Origin of the sequence: Kordiimonas aquimaris, from assembly GCF_025574485.1 — a bacterium.
GTDB classification, from domain to species: domain Bacteria; phylum Pseudomonadota; class Alphaproteobacteria; order Sphingomonadales; family Kordiimonadaceae; genus Kordiimonas; species Kordiimonas aquimaris.
In genome coordinates this window covers 168,639-189,726 of record NZ_JAOBPO010000001.1, presented here as the reverse complement: position 1 = coordinate 189,726, position 21,088 = coordinate 168,639, and the positions used below count along the sequence as shown (strand labels likewise).

21 protein-coding genes and 1 tRNA gene are annotated in these 21,088 nt (G+C 45.9%); 12 read left to right on the top strand and 10 right to left on the bottom strand.

The genetic code is table 11. From position 1 onward, the window contains the following. The first annotated feature begins 132 nt into the window (after window positions 1-132). The 4 genes from OEU88_RS00860 to OEU88_RS00845 all read left to right on the top strand — a co-directional run bounded on the left by OEU88_RS00860 (window position 133) and on the right by OEU88_RS00845 (window position 4,789). Complete coding sequence (locus OEU88_RS00860) at window positions 133-1,410, top strand: outer membrane beta-barrel protein (protein WP_262693202.1); 1,278 nt, start codon at window positions 133-135, stop codon at window positions 1,408-1,410. A 66-nt stretch (window positions 1,411-1,476) separates the two neighbouring features. After that, window positions 1,477-2,043: a polysaccharide biosynthesis/export family protein gene (locus OEU88_RS00855; protein ID WP_262693201.1), complete on the top strand. Its 567-nt coding sequence runs from the start codon at window positions 1,477-1,479 to the stop codon at window positions 2,041-2,043. A gap of 92 nt (window positions 2,044-2,135) precedes the next feature. Then, entirely contained in the window at window positions 2,136-4,403 is a 2,268-nt protein-coding gene (locus OEU88_RS00850; protein ID WP_262693200.1) for a GumC family protein, read from the top strand. Then, window positions 4,400-4,789: a hypothetical protein gene (locus OEU88_RS00845; protein ID WP_262693199.1), complete on the top strand. Its 390-nt coding sequence runs from the start codon at window positions 4,400-4,402 to the stop codon at window positions 4,787-4,789. Before OEU88_RS00850 ends, OEU88_RS00845 begins: the two co-directional genes overlap by 4 nt. A gap of 20 nt (window positions 4,790-4,809) precedes the next feature. Here OEU88_RS00845 and OEU88_RS00840 read toward each other — a convergent pair whose 3' ends face one another. From OEU88_RS00840 to OEU88_RS00830, 3 genes are all read right to left on the bottom strand, one after another. Beyond that, entirely contained in the window at window positions 4,810-5,709 is a 900-nt protein-coding gene (locus OEU88_RS00840; protein ID WP_262693198.1) for a calcium-binding protein, read from the bottom strand. A 334-nt stretch (window positions 5,710-6,043) separates the two neighbouring features. After that, window positions 6,044-6,133 (bottom strand) — tRNA-Ser (locus tag OEU88_RS00835). 164 nt (window positions 6,134-6,297) lie between these two features. Then, entirely contained in the window at window positions 6,298-8,568 is a 2,271-nt protein-coding gene (locus tag OEU88_RS00830) for a methyl-accepting chemotaxis protein (RefSeq protein ID WP_262693197.1), read from the bottom strand. A gap of 300 nt (window positions 8,569-8,868) precedes the next feature. Between OEU88_RS00830 and OEU88_RS00825 the strand changes: the two genes are divergently transcribed. Next, window positions 8,869-10,062, top strand: coding sequence for a BaiN/RdsA family NAD(P)/FAD-dependent oxidoreductase (locus tag OEU88_RS00825; protein WP_262693196.1), 1,194 nt, complete (start codon window positions 8,869-8,871; stop codon window positions 10,060-10,062). A 66-nt stretch (window positions 10,063-10,128) separates the two neighbouring features. Beyond that, window positions 10,129-10,890 (top strand): acyl-CoA thioesterase, encoded by a 762-nt coding sequence (locus tag OEU88_RS00820; protein ID WP_262693195.1) that lies wholly within the window; start codon window positions 10,129-10,131, stop codon window positions 10,888-10,890. A 38-nt stretch (window positions 10,891-10,928) separates the two neighbouring features. Here the strand turns inward: OEU88_RS00820 and OEU88_RS00815 are convergent, their stop codons facing one another. Continuing rightward, the gene (locus OEU88_RS00815; RefSeq protein ID WP_262693194.1) at window positions 10,929-11,282 is read right to left on the bottom strand and encodes a PilZ domain-containing protein; all 354 of its coding nucleotides are present in this window, start codon (window positions 11,280-11,282) and stop codon (window positions 10,929-10,931) included. A gap of 148 nt (window positions 11,283-11,430) precedes the next feature. Here OEU88_RS00815 and OEU88_RS00810 point away from each other — a divergent pair, with 148 nt between their 5' ends. From OEU88_RS00810 to cysK, 3 genes are all read left to right on the top strand, one after another. Then, window positions 11,431-12,204, top strand: a complete 774-nt coding sequence (locus tag OEU88_RS00810) for a lysophospholipid acyltransferase family protein (RefSeq protein WP_262693193.1) — start codon at window positions 11,431-11,433, stop codon at window positions 12,202-12,204. A 123-nt stretch (window positions 12,205-12,327) separates the two neighbouring features. Beyond that, window positions 12,328-13,200: a serine O-acetyltransferase EpsC gene (gene epsC / locus OEU88_RS00805; RefSeq protein ID WP_262693192.1), complete on the top strand. Its 873-nt coding sequence runs from the start codon at window positions 12,328-12,330 to the stop codon at window positions 13,198-13,200. A 114-nt stretch (window positions 13,201-13,314) separates the two neighbouring features. Continuing rightward, window positions 13,315-14,235, top strand: coding sequence for a cysteine synthase A (gene cysK, locus OEU88_RS00800; protein ID WP_262693191.1), 921 nt, complete (start codon window positions 13,315-13,317; stop codon window positions 14,233-14,235). Window positions 14,236-14,368: 133 nt separating this feature from the next. On the opposite strand, the gene OEU88_RS00795 is transcribed toward cysK, so the two are convergent. The 5 genes from OEU88_RS00795 to OEU88_RS00775 all read right to left on the bottom strand — a co-directional run bounded on the left by OEU88_RS00795 (window position 14,369) and on the right by OEU88_RS00775 (window position 19,040). After that, window positions 14,369-14,722 carry a hypothetical protein gene (locus tag OEU88_RS00795; protein ID WP_262693190.1) on the bottom strand — a complete coding sequence of 118 codons (354 nt, stop codon included), beginning with the start codon at window positions 14,720-14,722 and terminating at the stop codon, window positions 14,369-14,371. 76 nt (window positions 14,723-14,798) lie between these two features. Further along, a complete protein-coding gene (locus OEU88_RS00790; RefSeq protein ID WP_262693189.1) occupies window positions 14,799-15,872 on the bottom strand; it encodes an AI-2E family transporter in 1,074 nt (357 codons plus the stop codon). 93 nt (window positions 15,873-15,965) lie between these two features. Beyond that, window positions 15,966-16,721 (bottom strand): SDR family NAD(P)-dependent oxidoreductase, encoded by a 756-nt coding sequence (locus OEU88_RS00785; protein WP_262693188.1) that lies wholly within the window; start codon window positions 16,719-16,721, stop codon window positions 15,966-15,968. Between the two features lie 127 nt (window positions 16,722-16,848). Next, entirely contained in the window at window positions 16,849-17,931 is a 1,083-nt protein-coding gene (locus OEU88_RS00780; protein WP_262693187.1) for a ZIP family metal transporter, read from the bottom strand. A gap of 140 nt (window positions 17,932-18,071) precedes the next feature. Next, window positions 18,072-19,040 carry a GNAT family N-acetyltransferase gene (locus OEU88_RS00775; protein ID WP_262693186.1) on the bottom strand — a complete coding sequence of 323 codons (969 nt, stop codon included), beginning with the start codon at window positions 19,038-19,040 and terminating at the stop codon, window positions 18,072-18,074. Between the two features lie 70 nt (window positions 19,041-19,110). Between OEU88_RS00775 and OEU88_RS00770 the strand changes: the two genes are divergently transcribed. Further along, window positions 19,111-19,311, top strand: coding sequence for a hypothetical protein (locus tag OEU88_RS00770; RefSeq protein WP_262693185.1), 201 nt, complete (start codon window positions 19,111-19,113; stop codon window positions 19,309-19,311). On the opposite strand, the gene OEU88_RS17605 is transcribed toward OEU88_RS00770, so the two are convergent. Then, entirely contained in the window at window positions 19,308-20,315 is a 1,008-nt protein-coding gene (locus tag OEU88_RS17605; RefSeq protein ID WP_317279119.1) for an FKBP-type peptidyl-prolyl cis-trans isomerase, read from the bottom strand. The two genes, OEU88_RS00770 and OEU88_RS17605, sit on opposite strands and share 4 nt — an antisense overlap. Window positions 20,316-20,464: 149 nt before the next feature. On the opposite strand from OEU88_RS17605, the gene OEU88_RS00755 reads away from it, so the two are divergent. Both OEU88_RS00755 and OEU88_RS00750 read left to right on the top strand, forming a co-directional pair. After that, complete coding sequence (locus tag OEU88_RS00755) at window positions 20,465-20,731, top strand: DUF3253 domain-containing protein (RefSeq protein ID WP_262693184.1); 267 nt, start codon at window positions 20,465-20,467, stop codon at window positions 20,729-20,731. Then, entirely contained in the window at window positions 20,731-21,084 is a 354-nt protein-coding gene (locus tag OEU88_RS00750; protein WP_262693183.1) for an Hpt domain-containing protein, read from the top strand. The genes OEU88_RS00755 and OEU88_RS00750 overlap by 1 nt, the downstream gene beginning before the upstream one ends. Window positions 21,085-21,088: the final 4 nt, after the last annotated feature.

Below are 21,088 nucleotides of genomic sequence, written 5' to 3'. Positions count from 1 at the left end.
TATTATAATTAGACTTTTCTTGGTAAATCGCTTATGCATTTATTTAAATTTAGATGTATTTAAGTATTGATATTAATCACGTCGCAATTGAAACAATGTTTCAGGCGTTACCTAAACTTCGAGGTTACGAAAATGAAATTTCGCACTCTATCATCAATGACAGCCATATTAGCATCCATGGGTGTTAGTTATGCTGTGTCTGCACAAAGTTCAGAACAGGTAGTGTCTGTATATGAACGCCAGCGTCCTGACTATTCTGTTAAGGGTGGCCGTTCTGGTAGCTTCTTGTTTAAGCCTACACTTGATGTAGCGGGCAGTTTTGATACGAACATTTTTGCACAAGAATCTAATGAAACTGATGATTTCATTGCGCGCATCAAGCCTGGTTTTGACCTCTCGTCTGATTGGAACAATAACTCGTTATCATTCTTCGGTAATGCAGATTTCGGTCGTTACTTTGATAATACACGTGAGAATTACGAAGACATTTGGCTTGGTGCAAGTGGTCGAATAGATATTTCGCGTGGTACGAGCCTTTCAGCTAATATTGGTTACACGGATCTGCACGAGGATCGTGGTTCTCCTGATGCGCTTGGACAACAAGCTAACCAGACAACATATTCGACGTTTACGGCAGGTGTAGGTTTCTTGCGTGATGAAGCGCTGGTATCATTTGCTGCTAATGCAAAATATGAAGATTCTAACTATGATGATGTTGGTCTTGTTGGTGGTGGTACACTGAACAATGATGACCGGGATCGTCAGCGTTATTCTGGTGATGTACGCATTGGTTACGAAATTGATGAGTTTTATGAGGCATTTCTTCGTGTTTCTGCAAACCGTGTTGAATATGATAATTCGCAGGAAGATGGTGGGCCACAACGTAACTCTGATGGTTATGAAATTGTTGCTGGTGCCGCGTTCGATTTGACAGGAACATCACAAGGTGAAGTTTTTGCTGGATATATCAATCAGGAATACGACTCTGATTCACTCAGCGATATTGGTGATTTCACGTTTGGTGCGTCTTTGCTTTGGAACCCAACAGGCCTAACATCTGTGCGCGGTGCAATTAGCCGGACGGTAACAGAAACCATTGTGGCAGACCTGGACCCAACAGGGGCGCCAGCGCAAGCTTCCGGTATTCTTGGTACGGTGTTTGATTTGCAATTAGAGCATGAACTTCAGCGTAATGTTCTTCTCAAAGGTACAGCAACCTATATCAAGCAGGATTTCCAAAATACTGTACGTGATGATGATCTGTTTAATGCTTCGCTTGGTGCCAGTTATTTGATTAACCGTAACTTCAGCTTTGATGCGACATATACATTCAATTACCGTGATACAACAACGTTGCGTCAAGACTTTAAACGGCATATCTTTATGCTCGGCCTTAAAGCCAAGTGGTAATTGACGGTTACTAGCGCGTTTGGTTGCGCGTAGTAACAAATGGAACGGTGTAGTGAGTTCATGTTAATGCGCAAAACAATAGCTATTTTAGCGGCGGTATTCCTCTTGGGGAATAGCGCCGTTTTCGCTCAAGGTGGCAATACTTCTGGTGATGCGGATTTGCCTGCTGAAGTGCTGCGCTATCAGCTTGGTTCGGGTGACCAAGTGCGCGTTGTTGTTTACGGCGAAGAAGATTTGTCTGGTGAGTTTGAGCTGGATGGAACGGGTATTGTAGCAATGCCGCTTATCGGACCTGTAAACATTGGCGGCAAGGACTTAACTGATGCTGAGTCGTTGATTTCGGAAAAGTTGGCAGATGGCTTTTTGGTAAACCCGCGCGTGAGTATAGAAATACTTAACTATCGCCCTTTCTATATTTTAGGCGAGGTTAACGAACCTGGTAGCTATCCGTATGTCAGTGGTATGACCGTGCTTAATGCCATCGCGCTTGCGTCAGGCTTTACGTACCGTGCGAGCGAAAGTAAGATTGAAGTTACCCGTAAGATTAATGGTGAAGAAAAGAAATTCAGGATTGATATTACCGCAGCAGTATTGCCAGGTGATATTTTGAGAATACCAGAACGTTTTTTCTAAGATTTCCTTTCAGCTATATAGTAAGTGCGCGGTAGATTTTGTGGACACTGAGCAATCAGATATAGTGGTCACGCAGAAAGCGGTAGAACTAAATGTACGATCAAAATTATCCTCGTAAAGGCGAATTAGCCCACGATACTGAACATCATGCGATGGCTCCTGATGAAGATGGTATGATTGACTTGCGTGCCTTGATGCTTGTTCTATTGCGGCGCAAATGGATCATTATTAATACTCTTCTATTTTGTTCTGTTTTCTCTTTGCTTATATTGTTCCAATTAACGCCGCGATACACTGCTTCGGCGATGCTGGCGCTTGAAACACGTCAAAACCAAGTTGTCGATGTGCAATCTGTTTTGTCAGGGGCAGGTACAGACGTTGCAGCGATAAAAACAGAAATTGACGTCATGACTTCGCGGCGATTAGTCGGGAAGGCTGTTGATACATTAGGCCTTGTAAGAGACCCTGAATTTAATAGCGTGTTGAATCCAGAGCGTGGTTTATTGTCGTATTTAAACCCTGTTACGTATCTTCCTGAAAGCTGGCAGCGGTCAATTTTGGGCGATGTTGAGCAAATCAATGAGGCAGAGCGTATTTCAACCGAGCGTGCACGGGTAATTGATGCCGTTACTAGTAGATTATCTGTTTCCAATCCAGCACGTTCATACACAATCTCATTATCCTTCGAGTCAGTTGATGCAAAGAAGGCTGCGCGTATCGCAAATGGTATCGCTAACCTGTACTTAACAGATCAGTTAGAGGCTAAATTTGAAGCTACACAACGGGCAAATGAGTGGCTAAATGAGCGCATTTTTGATTTGCGAGAAAATGTTCGCAGTTCAGAAAATGCAGCGCAGTCATTCCGCGAACAAAACCAATTGATACAAACTGGAAATGCTGGGCTGGTTGCAGACCAACAGTTGGCTCAGTTAAATACACGCCTTATTGACGCGCGCACAGATCTTGCGCGCGTGCAAGCACGCTACAGCCAACTAAGTGATATTTCTGACCCGAATAATGCGGATTACGCGGGTCTTGCCGAAGTGCTTGACTCTGCGCTTATTCAACGCCTACGTGAACAACAATCAGAAGTGTTACGTCGCCGCGCTGAGCTTGCAACGCGGTACGGTCCGCGTCATCCACGTATGATCAATGTGGAAGCCGAAATTTCTGATATCGCTGATAATATCCGTTTGGAAATACGCAAGGTTGTTAACGGTATTCAAAGTGAAGTAAGCGTTGCCGAGGCCAGAGTTCAAGCTCTTGAAACAAGCATGGATAAACTGAAAGTTGAAAATGTTACGGTTAACAGGGCTCAAGTTCAGTTAAGAGAGTTAGAACGTGAGGCAGAGGCCAACCGTGTCTTGCTGGAAACATTCTTGGCGCGTTTCAAGGAAACAACCAATCAACAAGATATTCAACAAGCGGATGCACGCATAATATCGAGCGCAGATGTGCCTGTTGTAGCGTCTTTCCCTAAGAAAAAACTTATCTTTATCTTGGTTATTATGGCGTCTCTCGGTCTTGGGGTTGGGTTAGCATTTCTGCTTGAAACACTCGACAACGGCTTTCGAACGCTCGAGCAAATTAAAGCCGAATTGGGTTTGCGCGGTGTGGGTATTGTGCCGATGCTTGTGGCCAATAAACTCAAAGGTATATCGGTCGAAGACTATCTTATTGAGAAGCCGTCCTCATCCTTTGCTGAAGCGCATAGAAATGTACATGCTTCGCTTCTATATTCAGGCCCGCGTCAAAGTACACCGCAGGTTATTATGCTGACGTCATCTGTCCCGGGTGAAGGAAAGTCAACATTTGCACTATGTTATGCACGCCTTATGGCAAAGTCTGGTCAGAAGGTGCTGTTGATTGAAGCTGACTTGCGGCGCCCTGTTATGCGTGCACGCTTGAATTTATCCGATGATCAAGCTGATTTGGTATCTGTGCTTGAAGGCAAAGAACTCGGTGGACAACAGTTACATAAAGATGAAGCCTCGGGTTTGCATGTTTTAGCGGCAACGCATCACAATGATCCGCAAAAGCTGTTTTCCAGTGATAAATTCACAGGGCTTATTACATGGGCACGTGATAATCATGATCTGGTTGTGCTTGATACACCCCCAGTTATGGCTGTATCAGATTCTATCGTTCTATCGCATCATGTTGATGCAGTTCTATATGCGGTTCAGTGGGAAACAACGCCCAAGAAATCTGTGGAAGCCGGCATTGCTCAGCTAAAAGAAGTGGGTGCACCGCTTGCTGGCGCGGTTGTGACGCAAGTGAATATCAAGCGCCACCAGAGTTATGGATATGGTGACCAAGGATATTATTACGGCAGTAAAAGCGGTTACTATACTAATTGATGAAGGCTGGTAACCCGACTTCAATTGCTGCAAAAATTATAGCGGAACATGACGTTGAGCTTATTTTCTTTATGCAGCGTCGCGGAACGCGCGATGGTTTAAGTGATGCTCTTATAGAGAATCCAAAAGTACCACTCGCAACAGTCCGTGTGCGTTCTGGTACCAGGCAACCCATAGAGATACCATTTGATAGTCCACGCGTAGGTACACGTAGTTATCGTATTGTGTTCGAGGCAAACGCTGTAAGTGATGAGGCTACAACTGTATGGGTTGATGATCTGGCGCTAATTGAGTGGCAAACCCCATTTTATTCAAGCAAAAACGCAGGGGAAGTTACTGTTCCTATTGAAACCTCTCATATTCAAGTGGAAGCTCGGGTGCAGTAGGGTAATGAATTAACAATGCGCTATAGTAATATTTGTCCGGCATCTGCAAGCTCTTCCAACTGAATTTGATCAATACCTAAAAGTGTGATCGTGCCATGAACGCTAATGTTTAAGGTAGTTCCTTCATCGTTGTAGGTTGCGCTTGCCATGATGTTTGATAGAGAAAGGCCATCAATGTCGGATAAATCAAGCTTGTCTTGATCTTCTTTTGAGATACCAAAATCAGAGATTTCATCTCGGCCAAAATATTTACCAAACGAAAAGATATCGCTTCCTTGTCCACCAGTCATAAAATCATTGCCAGAACCACCAATGATCAGGTCATCGCCGCTGCCGCCATCAATTGTGTCGTTTTCATCATAATAATTATTTGATGTATCAGACGAACCTCCATTTAAAATATCATGTCCGCCTAAGCCGTATATCTTATCGTTACCGCGACTTCCTTCTATGATATCTGCAAAGTTTGCTCCGACAGCTAGATCATTACCTGGCCCTGCGTAGATGACGTTGCTATTTGAATGATGCGTTAAATCTGGATCAAATGGCGCTGCGACAACTTCACCTAATTCAAACTTGCCATTATCTTCAACCAAACCATCATGCCACCCGGCGCCAATAATAGTGTCATGACCATAGCCGCCAACCAGAAGGTCATCTCCGTCTTGTTTCAGGTTGTTTATCACATGGTGACTTGCGTGGTGGCCAAAGAAAGACACTGTTTGATTAATGTCGCCGTCAGAGAAACCGCCACCAACAATCAGGTCATTACCGCTGAAACCACGAATGATGTCTCCGCTACCACCTCCGACAATGAATTCATCCCCATTACTACCATTCAGTATGTCCCCCCACTGGGAGCCATTGACAAACCCACTATTGTTCTGAAGGAAAATTTTCAGGATATTGAACCAAATCATTTTATATCTCCTCGTTGTCGTTTTGCTTTTTAAGTTTTCTTTTAAGTACGAGATAGGACGGCGCGTATGCGAATATGGTTCACTAGATGTGTAAAAAACTGGATTTTGGGGTAAGCCCTATGTGCGAGGGCGACGTTGTAGGTTCTTGCATTGAGCGATATTTGACAATCAGACAGCAGGTATAAGATAAATTTGGCGTGTATCTCGTCTGATTGGGTTAGCTGTGATCTGACGGTTTTAAACGGGATTTGCCCATGATGAATGGTAAATCAGTTAAGCACACCTCTGGCTAGCACAGAGTGGTGATTTAAATGTAGTTCTCAAGGAAGGTAAGTGGCGGAGTCGGACGGATTCGAACCCTCGAGGGCGTTGCCACCCAACACGCTTTCCAGGCGTGCGCCTTAAACCACTCGGCCACGACTCCATACCACAAATGTGATTCTCAATTATGCCGAATGGCATGTCTTGAGCGCCCGCACTATAGCTATGTTTGGTTTGATGGCAAGCCTAATGATTGAGGTGCCGTGCCCTCAAGAAAAAGAGTGTCAGCACTCCTATTCTTAAGGGCTATATTGAGGGTTTGCTTATCTATGCACGAATTGTTGCAAGGAAACTTTCAACCTGATGGCGTAAATCAGTTGATTGCTGTGTAAGGATTTGTGCCGCTGACAGCACCTCTGTTGCCGCAGAGCCAGTTGTCGTTGCGCCTTGGTTCACAGCATGAATGTTTGAGGTCACCTCTTCCGTACCTGTTGATACCTCAGATACATTGCGTGCAATTTCTTGCGTAGACGCGTCTTGTTCTTCAACAGCAGATGCAATCGATACAGACGTTGATTCGATATCGCTAATGATATTTTTGATGTCATCCATGGCGTTTACGGCGAGATTGGTTGCTCGTTGCATACCATCAACTTGTTCACTGATTTCCTGGGTCGCCTTGGCCGTTTGGTTGGCCAGTGATTTCACTTCGCTAGCAACAACAGCAAAACCTTTTCCTGCATCGCCGGCCCGGGCGGCTTCAATAGTGGCATTAAGCGCAAGCAGGTTCGTCTGTTCAGCGATATCATTAATTAATTTAACAACGTCACCGATTTTCTGTGCAGCGTCTACAAGTTCAGCAACATCTTTACCGGCATTATCAGTGCGAGATACGGCATCGCGTGCGGCAGCACTAGACTGATTAGTTTGGCCAGTGATTTCTCTTACTGAGCTCGAAAGCTCCTCGGCAGCGCTTGCAACCATTTGTGCATTAGAGCTTGCTTGCTGCGCCGCATTAGACACAACATCTGATTTCTGTGATGTATCGGCTGCCGTGTCTGACAGCCCGCGCGCCGCATTTTCCATCTCGGAAGCTGAATTCGAAACACCTTCAACAACGGCCATGACAGATGCTTCGAATTTATCTGCCAGCTCAAGCATTGCTTGACGGCGTTCCTGTCGCGCTTCTTCAGCACGCTGTTCTTCCACTATGCGGCGTTCTTCTTCTTCTTCGCGTTTTTGTGCTTCAGCTTCTTCTGCACGTTCGCGTTCTTCTTCCTCGCGCTCGCGTTGCTGAGCTTCCATTGCCTGACGTTCAATGGCGTTTTCTTTAAACACTTGTACAGATTTAGCCATATCGCCAACTTCATCGTCGCGGTCCGTATTTGGTATTTCTGCATCCAAGTTGCCGCCTGCAAGTACGATCATTGTATCTGATAATTGGTTAACAGGTCTCACTACGCGGAGCATTACAACCCACAGTGCCAGTCCGCCAATAGCAAGTGATAACACCATCAGTGTTGCTGCAGTGATAACGCTGGAGTTTGCTGTTGATACCGCACGGTCATTGAGTTCTTTGGCAAGACTATCGGCGCGGCGAACCATCATTGAAACGGGTTCGTTAGATTCGCGTGCAAGTGTAATCCATTCGTCCGGGCTCATGCCGTAATCTACGGTTTCCTCACCATCCTCTTCGGCATAGACAGATGTGTCATAAAGGTCGAAACGGGCAGTTTCAAATTCAGTAAAGAATATGTCTTGAATTTTACTTAGCTGCTGGGAAATTTCCGCTGTCGCAGAGGCAGACATAGCAACATATTTTACCTGCTCCCATGCGCCTTGACCAATGCCTGTATATCGTTGGCTTGTGCTTGCTTTAATGTCGCCAATTGGTTCCATTGAAGCAATGTTTTCACTTAAGGAAGCGGCTTCACGGCTAGCATACTCAAGCATCACCCATAATTGCGTTTTCAGCCGATTAACTGTGCTAATGCGGTCATTACCAAAATCATAGTTGGACTCTATTTCACCACGTATTTCTGCGGTCACGTCGATTAGGTCAGTAACAGAGCTTGTCGCTTTGCCAGCGTTGGACACATCGTTATCTGTACCATCATCCTCTAGGTCAGAATCAGTTGTGGCATGTTGTTCGGTGTATGCCGCATATGAGGTTTTCAGTTTGTTAACGGCTTTTTTGAAATCAACAGAAGCCTGACCATGTTTGCTTTCATTATCAGTTTTGAAGTCAAACTCAGGTAAATTTGCGAGCCCTAGAACAATATTGTCATAAGCATCAGCGACAACATTCCTGTTAATTTCAATTTGTGTAATCTGCTGGCTTGGCACTGATGTTTTGTAGCCGTAACTTAGGCTGGTAAAAAGCCGTTCATCTGCTAGTGCAAGTTTGAATTGCACCATATTATCGACCAAATCATTGAGCTCAAGCGCGCGATTGGCTTTATTTTTTGCATCTAATGCTTGAAAAACCTGAGAAGCACTAAGGACAATAACTACAATCATCAATAAAGTTGTTACGGCGAGCAGCAAATTCCTGATGCTAAACAGTCGCATTTTTGCTGTGTCTTCTTGTGTAGTCATTGTTAAATGTTCCCCTATCGTGCCGTCATTTGAGAATCGCATAAAATTTACCAAAAGATTTATCGCATAGGGCGGTTAACGAATCTTAAAAGCGCTGAAGAAACTGCGGAATGTTTTAATTTTTTTTGATGGTCTGAGCACCGTCCACAGTTAAATGGAGCGACAAAACTGTTTAAATACAGCTGGTTGGTTGTATTTATGAAGCTAAAGAGCGTTTGGTGCGCTTTTTCTCTTTTGTTTCGGATAAAGAATGATAAATGGGCAAGATACGCGTAAGTATACGTCAATTGGACATGTCGAATGAAAATTGAAGCCTACGATGTAGTGGTGTTGGGTGCGGGTGCCGCTGGTTTAATGTGCGCATCCACCGCTGCGGCGCGTGGTAAAACTGTTTTGTTGATTGAACGAAACAAGAAACCGGGTGCAAAGATCCTGATTTCAGGTGGCGGAAGATGTAATTTCACCAATGAAGCTGTTACGGCTTCGGCGTATATCTCCGAGAATCCTCATTTTGCCAAGTCAGCACTTAGTCGTTATACGCAGTGGGATTTTATGAATCTTATCGCATCGTATGGTTTGACATGGCATGAAAAAACATTAGGGCAGCTTTTTTGCGATCAAGGCGCTAAAGCGATTTTGCAGGTTTTGCTGGATGAGTGCGCCAAGGTTGGTGTTTCAGTGAGTTTAGAAACCGAAGTTTCAAATGTTGAAAAAACAGACCGGGGGTTTTTGCTTTCAGTAGGTCAGAAGGCGATAGAGGCACATCAGCTTGTTGTTGCTACAGGCGGTGCTTCCATTCCCAAGATGGGGGCAACCGATTTTGGCTATAAGCTTGCGCGGCAATTTGGTTTGCGCATTGTTGAGCCGCGTCCTGCGCTTGTACCACTTACCTTCGGCGAGAGCGATGTTCAGGCAATGAAAGAATTGGCAGGCGTTGCAGTGGATACGCATGTTGCCGTTGCCGATAATAAAGAACATCCATCATTTCGTGAAAACAGCTTGTTTACACACCGTGGCCTCAGTGGTCCGGCGATTTTGCAGGTATCCTCATACTGGTGCCCGAGTGATGTAATTAAGGTCAATTTATTACCTGATGAAACTGATGTGAAGTCTTGGTTGATATCAGCAAGAGATACATATGCATCATCTACACTAAAAACGGTGTTGTCAGAAAAGCTACCAAGTCGCTTAGCGGAGCAGGTCACGAGTGATTGGCCTGGGAAAATGGCGGAATTATCGAACGCGAGCCTGGACAATGTGGCAAGACGCGTTGGAGATTGGCGTTTGAAACCAGTGGGTACTGAAGGTTTTGGCAAAGCGGAGGTAACCAAGGGCGGTGTTGCCACTGACGCTTTGTCATCAAAAACTATGGAAGTTAAAAAAGTGCCGGGGCTTTACTTTATTGGTGAATGCGTCGATGTCACTGGTTGGTTAGGTGGCTATAACTTTCAGTGGGCGTGGGCTAGCGGACATGCTGCTGGCCAGGCCGTTTGATCTGCAATTGTTAGTAAATGCTGCCGTACTGATTATATTGGTTTGGCTTTTTTTATTGAGGATGAAATGATGCGAACCTGTTCGAACGATGTAACGCATTACGTTGACATAGTATTTCCCGGTGAAACAAATCACCATGATACTTTGTTTGGTGGTACAGCGCTTTCTCATATGGATAAGGTTGCATTTGTTGCTGCGACCCGTTTTGGACGGCGTAGTTTTGTCACAGCATCGTGCGAGCGCATTGACTTCAATGAGGCTGCCGCTAGAGGAAACATCATTGATTTTGCAGCAAAAGTTGTACGTGCGGGTACACGTTCGCTTTCGGTTGAAGTTGATATGTTCGCTGAAGACCTGCTTAGTGGAGAAAAAGTACATTGCACAACTGGTGCCTTCAACATGGTATCACCAGACAAGCAGGCGGCAGCATTACCTTCACTTGATAAGGCTGTGGTAACCGAGTCGTCGGATGATATTTTATGTCGCTGTATCGAAATGGTGTTTGCTGATCAAACCAATCATTATGGAACGTTATTTGGCGGCAACGCTTTGGCTATGATGGGGAAAGCAGCTTTCATAACAGCAACACGCTACGCCCGAAAAGTTTTTGTTATGGCAGGGTGTCAAAGAACAGACTTTGTAGCATCAGCCAATGAAGGCGAGATAATAGACTTGTCTGGTCGTGTTAAATATAAGGGCAGAACCTCGCTAGTGTGCGAGGTGACGATCCATGCGGAAGATCTTTACTCTGGTGATCGCCGCTTGTGCGGTAAAAGCGATTTTATCATGGTGGCCGTTGATAGTGATAACAGACCTATCACTATCTAGCGGTTTGTTATCTTGCTGTCGTTCTATGTGGCAAGGCTTCAATTTCCGGCTAATGGGTCCCCGTCAACAATAATGGGCTTGTTCGAGGTTTCGCTACCGGCACCTTCGGCAAATTTTTTCAACATAAGATCAGGGCCAGCCAAAATAAGGAGGCCAAGTTGATCTGAACCTGACCATTTTACCTCAACAGCAAATTCACCGAGTTCATCAATTTCTAGAAGCAGTCGTTCACCGAGTTCAAGCGAAGCATCGGTTGATATGAGTGTACCTGCCAGCGAAACATCGCGCACCTTGCATGTGAACTCTTTATCGTCGTCTGTGGTCAGGCGGCCTGTCCATAAAACCGGAAGCCTGTCATCACCTCTTTTGTTGTCCGCTGTATTTTCAGTCACGTGCTTAATTCCTTTGAAGTGATTTTCGATTCAGTAAAGGCTAGCGGATTTTTATCTTGTGTAAAAGCAGCATATAATGGCATTTGACTGTAAAAGTGAATTTGAGAGCTGCAAAGCTGGTTTTGATGGCAAGGTATAGGGTGTTGATGTGAAAGTTTCAGATCGTATTCGCTCCATTTTTTTCAACATTGTTTTTTACCCCTTTACTCTAATTTTTTGCGGATTGGTGGTTGCACCACTTTGTTTTGCAAAGACGGATGCACCTGTGCGCCGAGGTGTTTACTGGTTCTCTGCGGGTTCTGTGTGGATTGCACGCATTTTTGCAGGTATTCGCCATGAACATAGATTTACTGAGCGTTTACCTAAAGATGGTGCACTTATCATTGCCGCGGCGCACCAAAGCAATATGGATCCCATGCTGACATATTTACTACGTAGTGATGTGACCGCGCTGGCGAAAAAAGAGCTGTTTTCCTTGCCTTTTATTGGCTCTATTTTGACCAAGATTAAAGTCATAAAAATTGACCGTAAGTCCAAAACTGCACACAAAGGAATGCAGTCTGTCGCAGACCATATGCGTGAATATGAAAGACCTTTGATTGTTTATCCGCAAGCGACACGCGTTGCGATCGGAACATCCAAGCGGCTGAAAAGCGGTGCATATTATCTGTATAAAGATGCAGGCCTGAAAGTGTATCCGGTTGCGACAAATACGGGTGTTTTTTGGACGCGTGGGTTTTGGCATCGGGCTGGTACCGCAGTTTTTCAGATTGGCGAACCCCTCCCTGAAGGTTTGTCAAAAGAAGACTTTATGAAGCGCATCCACGAAGAAGTCGTAGTTAAAAGTAATGATTTGATCCGTGATGCAGGATACGGGCACCTTTTACAGGATGATGCCGACGCATTGCGTCATTCGATATAGTTTTTATTATCATTTTACGATTTCAGATAAGTTTTCTCCCGAAAACGTGAAGAAAATCTCGTCTGCTCAGGGCTTGTAGTTACATCTTTCGTGCTTAAACTAAGAGTAGCGAGGAGACAGCCCATGCCGCAGCTCGAAGAAAGCCCATCTACAATTGAAACAATTGCTGACAGATTGCGTACGCACCATCAGCAATATAATGACCTATCAGGTATCTCGCTTAAGAAGATTGGTGGCTTGTTGAAGCAAACAGTCGCGGTACTGTTTCCTCATCATGCGGCGGCAGACGAGCTTAGTGCAACACTGGAAGAACGTCTCACAGCGCTTGAAGACGCATTTCATGATTTGGTTGAACCACTTTGCCGAAATCAGGAAGACATTGATTGCACTGTGTTGCTGGTCAAAGGGTTTATGTCTGATCTTGTGAAGATTGCGGACGCATGCCACGCGGATGCACGCGCCCTAATGCAGGGAGACCCTGCTGCGCAGTCTATTGAAGAAGTTATCCTTTGTTATCCCGGTTTTTTTGCTGTGGTTGCTTACCGCATTGCGCATGCCTTGTCGGACCGAAGCGTGCCGTTACTGCCGCGCATGATCACAGAATATGCGCACCAAAAAACCGGCATTGATATTCACCCTGGCGCTCAAATTGGCCGGTCTTTGTTTATTGATCACGGCACTGGTGTAGTGATTGGGCAAACAACAGTTATCGGTGATAATGTTAAAATTTACCAAGGGGTAACACTTGGCGCCCTTCGTGTTGATCGGGAACACCGTGCCAAAAAACGCCATCCCACCATTGAAGACAATGTTGTGATCTATGCGGGTGCAACTATCCTTGGCGGTGACACTATTATCGGTAAAAATTCAGTTATTGGCGGCAATGTCTGGATAACACGCTCGATTCCGGCATGGTCACGCGTTATGTTCAAGCCTGCTGATACAGACGAAATCGTGCCCATACAAGCACGCCAACAAGCACTGCTGAGAAAATAGAATAAAAAAACGTACATCTTGGCGGATGGCGTTGCGGTCGTTAGAATGCGTTAGACGCAATAGTGTCGTCTGTTTTCAACACAGGCATGACATCAACATAGAAAGAATATCTCCATGAAAGCATCCTCAATTTTGGAAACCATTGGTGGTACACCGCATGTGCGTTTGGCGCGTATGTTCCCGGACCATGAAGTATGGATCAAGCAGGAGCGCACAAACCCTGGCGGTTCGATCAAGGACCGTATTGCGCTAGCGATGGTAAACACTGCTGAAGATGATGGTTCATTGAAGCCGGACGGTGTCATTATCGAGCCGACATCGGGTAATACTGGTATAGGCCTTGCCATGGTTGCTGCAGTTAAGGGTTACAGGCTAATTCTTGTAATGCCTGAATCAATGTCGATTGAACGTCGCCGTATCATGTTGGCATATGGTGCTGAATTTGTTTTAACACCGCGTGAACTCGGCATGAAGGGCGCTCTGGCAAAAGCAACGGAATTAGTTGAAAATACTGAAGGTGCATGGATGCCGCAGCAGTTCGACAACCCAGCAAATGCTGCTGTTCATAGGGAGACAACCGGACCGGAAATTCTTGCTGATTTTTCTGAAAACGGCGGTCTTGATTATATGATAACAGGCGTTGGTACAGGTGGTCACATTACCGGATGTGCAGAAGTGCTTAAGAAGGCGTGGCCTTCTTTTAAGGTTTTGGCTGTAGAGCCTACTCTATCGCCGGTACTGTCAGGCGGCGCGCCCGGGCCACACCCTATTCAAGGTATTGGCGCAGGCTTTATGCCAGGTGTTATGGATATGTCACTAGTTGACGGTGTAATACAGGTTGATGCGGAGCCAGCTAAAGAAATGGCACGCCGTGCCGCACGCGAAGAAGCAATGCTGATTGGTATATCTTCGGGTGCAACGCTTGCTGCAATCGCTCAGCATCTTGAAGGGTCGCCTAAAGGCATGCGCGTGTTGGGTTTCTGTTACGATACCGGAGAGAGGTATCTTTCAGTACCGGATTTCCTGCCTGAGTAATATACCATAACATTAATGAACAATGAGTGGCAGGGCTTCGATGAAGTGCTGCCATTTTTCATAGTGGCAAACCGCTAGTTTATTGTTTCACAATGCCGGAACACTTGGAATTACGATAAGTAGGTAATATTGATTATTCTTCGTCTTCGTCTATCTCAGACTGAACTGCGCCAGTTTCCAGGCGCACGATAAGTGCGATATGGTCACCGCGTATTGCCAGTTCTTTGTATGAACCACGTGGCAGAGGAATGCCTTGGTCAATACAATGGTTCAAAACGGCAGGCCCTAGTTCTCGCGATTCGAAAACTATTTCTGCCGAACCATCAGCTGGTTGTATTACCGCGGTTACTTCACCCTCGCTATCAAGCCGTGCGAAGATATTTTTCAGAGGGACATCAGCATTTGTCCCGTTTGTTTCCATAACAGGACGCAAGGCTAGAAACAGCTCTTCGTCAGAAAATACAATGCTACGCGATTCCAAAATCATGGGACTGGCGTGCTCCTTAATGCTTTAACACTAACTAATTTAAGCAGAATTCCAAGAAATGCAAAGAGGTTTTGTTTTACGATGTAGTAGCAGCCTTGTTTGCTGCCACTCGTTCTCGCCATGCACGAATAACAGCGTTGGCAACTGTGGCAAGCGGAATAGCGAAGAAAACACCCCACAATCCCCATATGCCGCCAAAAACCAGAATGGCCAGTATGATGGCATTTGGGTGTAGTTTGACGACTTCTGAAAACAATAATGGTGCAAGAACGTTACCATCTAGAGCTTGCAACACCAAATACACGATGACAGCACCAAGAGTTTCACTGGTTAAACCCCATTGAAAAACAGCAACAAACGCGACAGGCAGCGTCACAACAGCTGCACCAAAATATGGAATGACAACGCTTAGGCCTGTCGCGACCGCCAGTAAAGTTGCGTAGCGCAAGCCAATAAGCTGGTAAGCAATGAAAGCTGCAATAGCAACAATCAGAATTTCGTATACCTTACCGCGGGCATAATCACCGGCGCGTTCTACCACTTCACGCCAGACTTGATGCACCATTGTGCGGTCTGTTGGCAAAAAGCCGCTGATCCAGCTCAGAATTTCTTCCTTATCTTTAAGAAAGAAGAACACCATGACCGGTACAAGCACTGTGTACACGACAATCGAAATCGCGCCGGTAATACCAGACAGTGAGTATTGTAATAGTTGAGGGCCAAGATTGGCGACCTCGTTACCAAGGTTTGAAAACCAGGAGCGCACCTGATCTTCTGAAATCAGGTCAGGAAAACGGTCCTGCATGCTCAACAATGCCTGCTGAAGGCTGCTAACGATGGCAGGGGTGTCATTTATAAACTGCGTCACCTGATTGAAAAGAGGCGGTACGACAGCAAGCAATAGTGTGAGCGAGAGTAAGATAAATCCGATGTATACGCTGAGAAAAGCTACAAGCGGGCGTGCGCCTCTGCGTGTGAGCCAATCAATCGGACCGTCTAGCAGAAACGCGATAACAAGCGCAGCTATTGCTGGCGCAAGCATGCGACCAAAGAAAGTAACCAGTATAATAAGACTGAACAGAATGCCGACGAGCAGTACAAATTGCGCATCTGAAAATGTGCGCCTGAACCAGTCCGTTACCATGTTCATGTCAGTTCCTCTAGTCGTGTTGGCTGTGTATAGTTGATTATAATAGCATGCTTAAATCATGACTAATACTGGTGAATAAGGCATTTGTGTGGGCTATCCGGTTGAGACACCGCCATCAACAATGAAGTTTGCACCGGTTACATTTGCGGCCTCGTCACTTGCAAGGTAAAGCACTGTTTTTGCAACATCTGCAGGATCTGCCGGCCCTGAATGCGGCAAACCGCCTGCAAATTTACTCATGTCGCCGTCTATGTCAGCAAGTGCGCGCTCAAACATCGGTGTTTGCATTGGACCGGGGGACACGCAGTTAATACGAATGCCAATATCGCTGTAATCTAATGCGGCGCTTTTGCTCATGCCGACAACTGCATGTTTGCTCATGCCGTATGGCGCCATCCACGGCGCGCCTGATTTAGATAGTATTGATGCAATATTGATAATTGAACCTGCTTTGGCATTAATCATGGGGGCTAGCTCATATTGCATTGCATGCCAAACGCCCATGACGTTTGTGCGCCATACATCTTCAATGATTTCGGGCGCGTGGTCAGTAAACAGTGCTGCAGGGTGGCTTATACCAGCACTATTAACGGCAATATCTATAGTGGACCGCTTGGTAACAACATGATCGATAAATGATCTCATATCATCTGCAAGCCTAACGTCATTTCGCTTAAATATTGCACAGCCTTTGAGGGGCAATGTTTCGTTTTCAACACGCTCGCCGCCGATTGCGTCCAGTCCGCAGAAGAAAACATGCGCACCCTCAGCCGTAAAAGCTTTTACAACCGCTTCACCCAAGCCGGATGTGCCGCCTGTCACTACTACTGTTTTATTTTCAAATCGCACGGTGTTTCCTCAACGCTGCTATGGCTCATCATATAAGCAAAAGCCAGGCAAAAAACGAGCGTAAATATATGCAGTCTTCAGCTGCAGAGACTGCAAAAAAGCATACAGTTGAAAAAAGACTAAAGCTTTAGTGGCTATGATCGTGCTTAAGGATAAAGCGCGGTACGAGCGTTGCAAAAAAATTACGTGCGCCTGTGTGAACAAGAATTGGTACAAGTGCTCCAAGCCATAAAACAAACAGCGCGCTGATGTTCTCAGGCATTGGTAGTGCAACAGGTAAAATATTATCAATCAAGGTTACACCGAACCACAATACCAAGGTCCATGGCGCTGTTTGTTGTAGGCGCCGGTATGCTGAAGCAAGGTCAGCGTTCATTTTGCCGTATATGGCAAATCCGGCCATCAGCAAAAGCGCGATCGGCGCAATCAGTGTGCCAACAGATGCCATATAGTCAAACATATGTCCCATAGTATGGGCATGGTAACCCGCTGCCTGCAGTGTTGGACCATGGTCGTAATAGTGGGATGCGATTAGCCCGGCGACAAATAAAATGCCCAGGCCGGTCCCAATACGGTGGAATGTTATTGTGGACGCTTGCGGTGCATGTTCATGATCGCCGATCGGGTGCAAGACAACGTGCAGCAATGATCCTGCCGCAAATGCTTGCCAGTATCCAGCTAGCGGCACATCATACCACTCGCCTGCAAAGATAACCATCAAGTAGGCCACAACTGTCATAACACCCATGGCTGCAAGTACAGAAATGCCGCCAATAGTTGTTAAAACAGGACGCAGAAGCCACCATACGGCGATGGCAACACCTACTCGGTGCAGTAACACTCCGGTTGCGAGAAATGAGCCATGAACACTGTCTTTAGCGACAGCGAGCAATGCACCGTCACTTGCTGCGTGGATAATAAGTGCAAGTGTCGCAACAAGCATAACAATACGGTGTGTGATCTCTTCTGTTTTATGGAACAAAAATTCTGATGCCCACGGCAGAATAAAACCAGTAAAAGCGACCAATAGGCCCCAACCACCGACACGCTCGAGCGATTCGGGTAATAAGGTCAGTGTAACAAGGCCAAGAACTGTCATTAAAACAAAACCGTCAATACCGCCTTTAAGGGCAGGCATACGGCTAACTAACCGCGCCAACAAGGGTGCAGCAAGCAGTACAAGAACCGACAATGCGAGTACAATGTCCAAAACGTTTGTGCTCTATCTTTCTTTGTCCATAGACAGGTTATAATATCACAATATGTGCGTTTAAGGCAAATTTACAAGTAGCACAAGGTTTGTTCCAATGATTTGGTACGAACACGGGGCATTGATTGCATAATCGATATTTATATGTATGTGCCGGCGAGTATTATCGGCGTTGCTCCCATGCCGAGTTTGAAGCGTGCAATGCCTGCTTGTGGTCCGGTGTCCAGCCCGCCCAGATCAAGCCATTGGATACCACGCTCCATGAGTGTCTGTGCACCTGAATATAGAACCTGATTTTGCGCATTAATGGTGCGCGCGCGTTCACCCGCCCATCCAATGTGATATGTTGCGCTATTGCCGTGTATTAAGAATAATGCGCCTGCAATTTTGTTGCCGTTTTCAATTGCTGTTACGGAGATGATATTTGGATCTTTTGCATTCAGCAGTTTTCCCGCTTCAGCATAAGCTTCGATAAAACCTGTGGGTAGCGCGAGATAATTTCTGTTCTGGCGTTGGTCCTTTTCTCTCTCAAGCAGCCAATTGTAATGTTTGGCTTTTGCACCGCCTATACTGATCGACAGGTTTTCTTTCTCGGCTTTTTTTAGTTGATTACGCCAATTGCCATCCAGCTTTTGGCGGAACGCATTTTCCGTTTGCCCGAGGTCAAGCCATACAGTGCTGGCACCTGTCATAATGCGGTGAAAACCTGCACTACGTAATAGCTTTTTGTTTAGAGCGTCATCATGCAACTCAGGCATGATGCTCAGGAAGTTCCAGCGCCAATTTGAAAACTGTTTTTTTAGAAATTTTAATGTTTCAATCTTTAGCGACTCAGGTGCGGCGTCATCATGCCACAAAGGGCCGCGCAGTGCTGATGTTACATGAACAAAGCGCATAAAGGTGCGATGAAGAAAATAACCTTTCAGCACAGGCTCACTATCCTGTTTAACAATAATTTCTTCAATGTTTGCACCGAAAGCCTGCATCGCTGCGGCATAAAATGCGTGTTGCTGCAGCGGTAGTGGCTTGTTCGAGTTTACAGGAGTGAGCTGATGATTTGCCGCTAATAGAAACGGCTGCCGTTCAATTTGAAAACTTGGTGAGGACATATCTCGCATCATTTTACGCAGAAAATATATGATGCCTTGCATCAATTCTGTCTGTTGTTACCATTGGCTTATGGCATTTGGACGAGAAAAACTGGAAACAGTCAAGGGGCATCGTATTGCGCCGCCGCGCCTCACACTTGGTGCGGCATGGGCAGCAGTGAAATACTTCCTGCTACCCATGATTATTGTGCTTGGGTCTATTGACCTCGCGCTATATCTCTTTTTCAGAGATGTTCTGGATAGTTGTTACGGGCTTCTTTGCCTGCTTTAGCTATCGACAGACACCAATTCCACGATGAAGATCAGTGTTGCATACGGCGGGATACCGCTAGGCGTGCCGCGCTCACCATAGCCCAAGTCATATGGCAGGAAGAATTCGTATTTACCGCCTTCTTTCATCAACTGAACACCTTCGGTCCAACCTTTGATCACACCGTTTAGCGGGAATTGAATTGTTTCCCCGCGTTTATAGCTCGAATCAAATTCTTCGCCGTTTGTAAGTTTACCTGAATAGTGAACAGTTACATTTGAAGTTGCTGTTGGTGATTGGCCTGTACCTTCTTCGATGACACGGTACTGCAAACCAGAATCGGTTACCTTGATGTCATCATTTTTCAGATTTTCTGCTAGATAATCAAGCTGTGACTGGCGAAATGCTTGTTGTTGAGCTTCAGCTTCGGCCTGTTGTTCTTTTGCAAGTTCTTCAGCTTCTTGCTGGTTCATAACGTTCAATAGTTCAAGCTCGAAAACAAGTGTACTATTACCGGGAATAACACCGCCACCAGCACCATCAGCACCGTAAGCAATTTCAGACGGGATGGTTACTTCCCATTTATCACCAACCTGCATAAGGGTTAGGGCTTCGGTGAAGCCGGGAATCAAACGACCGGCAGGGAAAGTAGCTGGTTCGCCGCGCGCAATGCTCGAGTCAAACTCACGACCGTCAATGAAACGTCCCGCATAATGGACAGTTACAAAATCTTCAACCGTTGGCGAAGCGCCGTCGCCTTTATTGATGACGAGGTACTGAAGGCCAGAATCGGTAACGACAACACCGTCCTTTGCCTTATTGGTTTCCAGATAAGACAGATTGTCTTGTGTATATTTGTCGGTCATCGATTCAGTTTCTTTCACATTAGGTGTTTCTGTGGGTGTTACAGCCGTGCCTTCGATAGTTTGCCCATCTTCTGTTTTGTTTTCTTCGGCTGGTTTGTCGCTACAAGCGGCAAGCAGTAATGTGCCCATCAGCGCAGCGGTGCGAATATAAAGTTTCATAAGGCCTGTCCTCGTTGATATTGGCCGGGACACTAACCGCTGCCGCGTGTCAGGGAAAGTGAAAAACCTATGATGAACCCTTCGAATCGCTAGTTTTTAGTAAATATTGTCGTTAGAAATAGCTTTTGATGACAAGAGGCAGCATTTACATGAGTCAATCAGACGAATCTATCCGAAAAGAAATTCTGACGCAGATAGCAAATGCCCGCAGTGTAGCGCCGCGTGAAATTGCTATTGCTCTGGCAGAAAAGGACACTGATTGGCGTACTTATTTGCCGCGTATTCGCAGCATGGCAACACTGCTTAGCCACGAAAACCAGCTTGTTTTTGTGCGTAAGAAAAAAGTTGTATCCCCTGAAGGGTTGCGCGGCGTATATCGGTTGGCGATACCCGACCAATACGCACGGGATGAATAATGACGGATAGTAAAGAGCCGTTACTGGATCAAAGTGTTCTGGACAGTTTGCTTGGCAGTGTTGAGCCGGCGGCAATGCCAGTGTTGATGCAATCGCTCGAGCGAGAAATTGGTGATTCTGAAGCCGGCATTCTTGAAACTGCAGGCAAGCTGGATTGGGCGCTGCTTGAGGTGAAAGCGCATGCACTTAAAAGCGCAACAGCCAGTTTTGGTGCAATGCGTCTTAGTGCGCTGTTACTTCTAATGGAAGAAAATGCCCGGGAAACACAGGATGCAGTGGTTCTTTCGCAGCAATGTTCAGATTTAACGGCGCTTGTTTGTGAAACGAGAGAAGTGTTTGGTTGGTCTAAATGATCGG

Coding starts and splice junctions, on each gene's coding strand:
- OEU88_RS00830 (WP_262693197.1), bottom strand. CDS start 8,568: ATGACTACACAAGAAGACACAGCAAAAATGCGACTGTTTAGCATCAGG.
- OEU88_RS00855 (WP_262693201.1), top strand. CDS start 1,477: ATGCGCAAAACAATAGCTATTTTAGCGGCGGTATTCCTCTTGGGGAAT.
- OEU88_RS00775 (WP_262693186.1), bottom strand. CDS start 19,040: ATGTCCTCACCAAGTTTTCAAATTGAACGGCAGCCGTTTCTATTAGCG.
- OEU88_RS00840 (WP_262693198.1), bottom strand. CDS start 5,709: ATGATTTGGTTCAATATCCTGAAAATTTTCCTTCAGAACAATAGTGGG.
- OEU88_RS00850 (WP_262693200.1), top strand. CDS start 2,136: ATGTACGATCAAAATTATCCTCGTAAAGGCGAATTAGCCCACGATACT.
- OEU88_RS00860 (WP_262693202.1), top strand. CDS start 133: ATGAAATTTCGCACTCTATCATCAATGACAGCCATATTAGCATCCATG.
- cysK (WP_262693191.1), top strand. CDS start 13,315: ATGAAAGCATCCTCAATTTTGGAAACCATTGGTGGTACACCGCATGTG.
- epsC (WP_262693192.1), top strand. CDS start 12,328: ATGCCGCAGCTCGAAGAAAGCCCATCTACAATTGAAACAATTGCTGAC.
- OEU88_RS00755 (WP_262693184.1), top strand. CDS start 20,465: ATGAGTCAATCAGACGAATCTATCCGAAAAGAAATTCTGACGCAGATA.
- OEU88_RS00820 (WP_262693195.1), top strand. CDS start 10,129: ATGATGCGAACCTGTTCGAACGATGTAACGCATTACGTTGACATAGTA.
- OEU88_RS00750 (WP_262693183.1), top strand. CDS start 20,731: ATGACGGATAGTAAAGAGCCGTTACTGGATCAAAGTGTTCTGGACAGT.
- OEU88_RS00770 (WP_262693185.1), top strand. CDS start 19,111: ATGGCATTTGGACGAGAAAAACTGGAAACAGTCAAGGGGCATCGTATT.
- OEU88_RS00795 (WP_262693190.1), bottom strand. CDS start 14,722: ATGATTTTGGAATCGCGTAGCATTGTATTTTCTGACGAAGAGCTGTTT.
- OEU88_RS00825 (WP_262693196.1), top strand. CDS start 8,869: ATGAAAATTGAAGCCTACGATGTAGTGGTGTTGGGTGCGGGTGCCGCT.
- OEU88_RS00790 (WP_262693189.1), bottom strand. CDS start 15,872: ATGAACATGGTAACGGACTGGTTCAGGCGCACATTTTCAGATGCGCAA.
- OEU88_RS17605 (WP_317279119.1), bottom strand. CDS start 20,315: ATGAAACTTTATATTCGCACCGCTGCGCTGATGGGCACATTACTGCTT.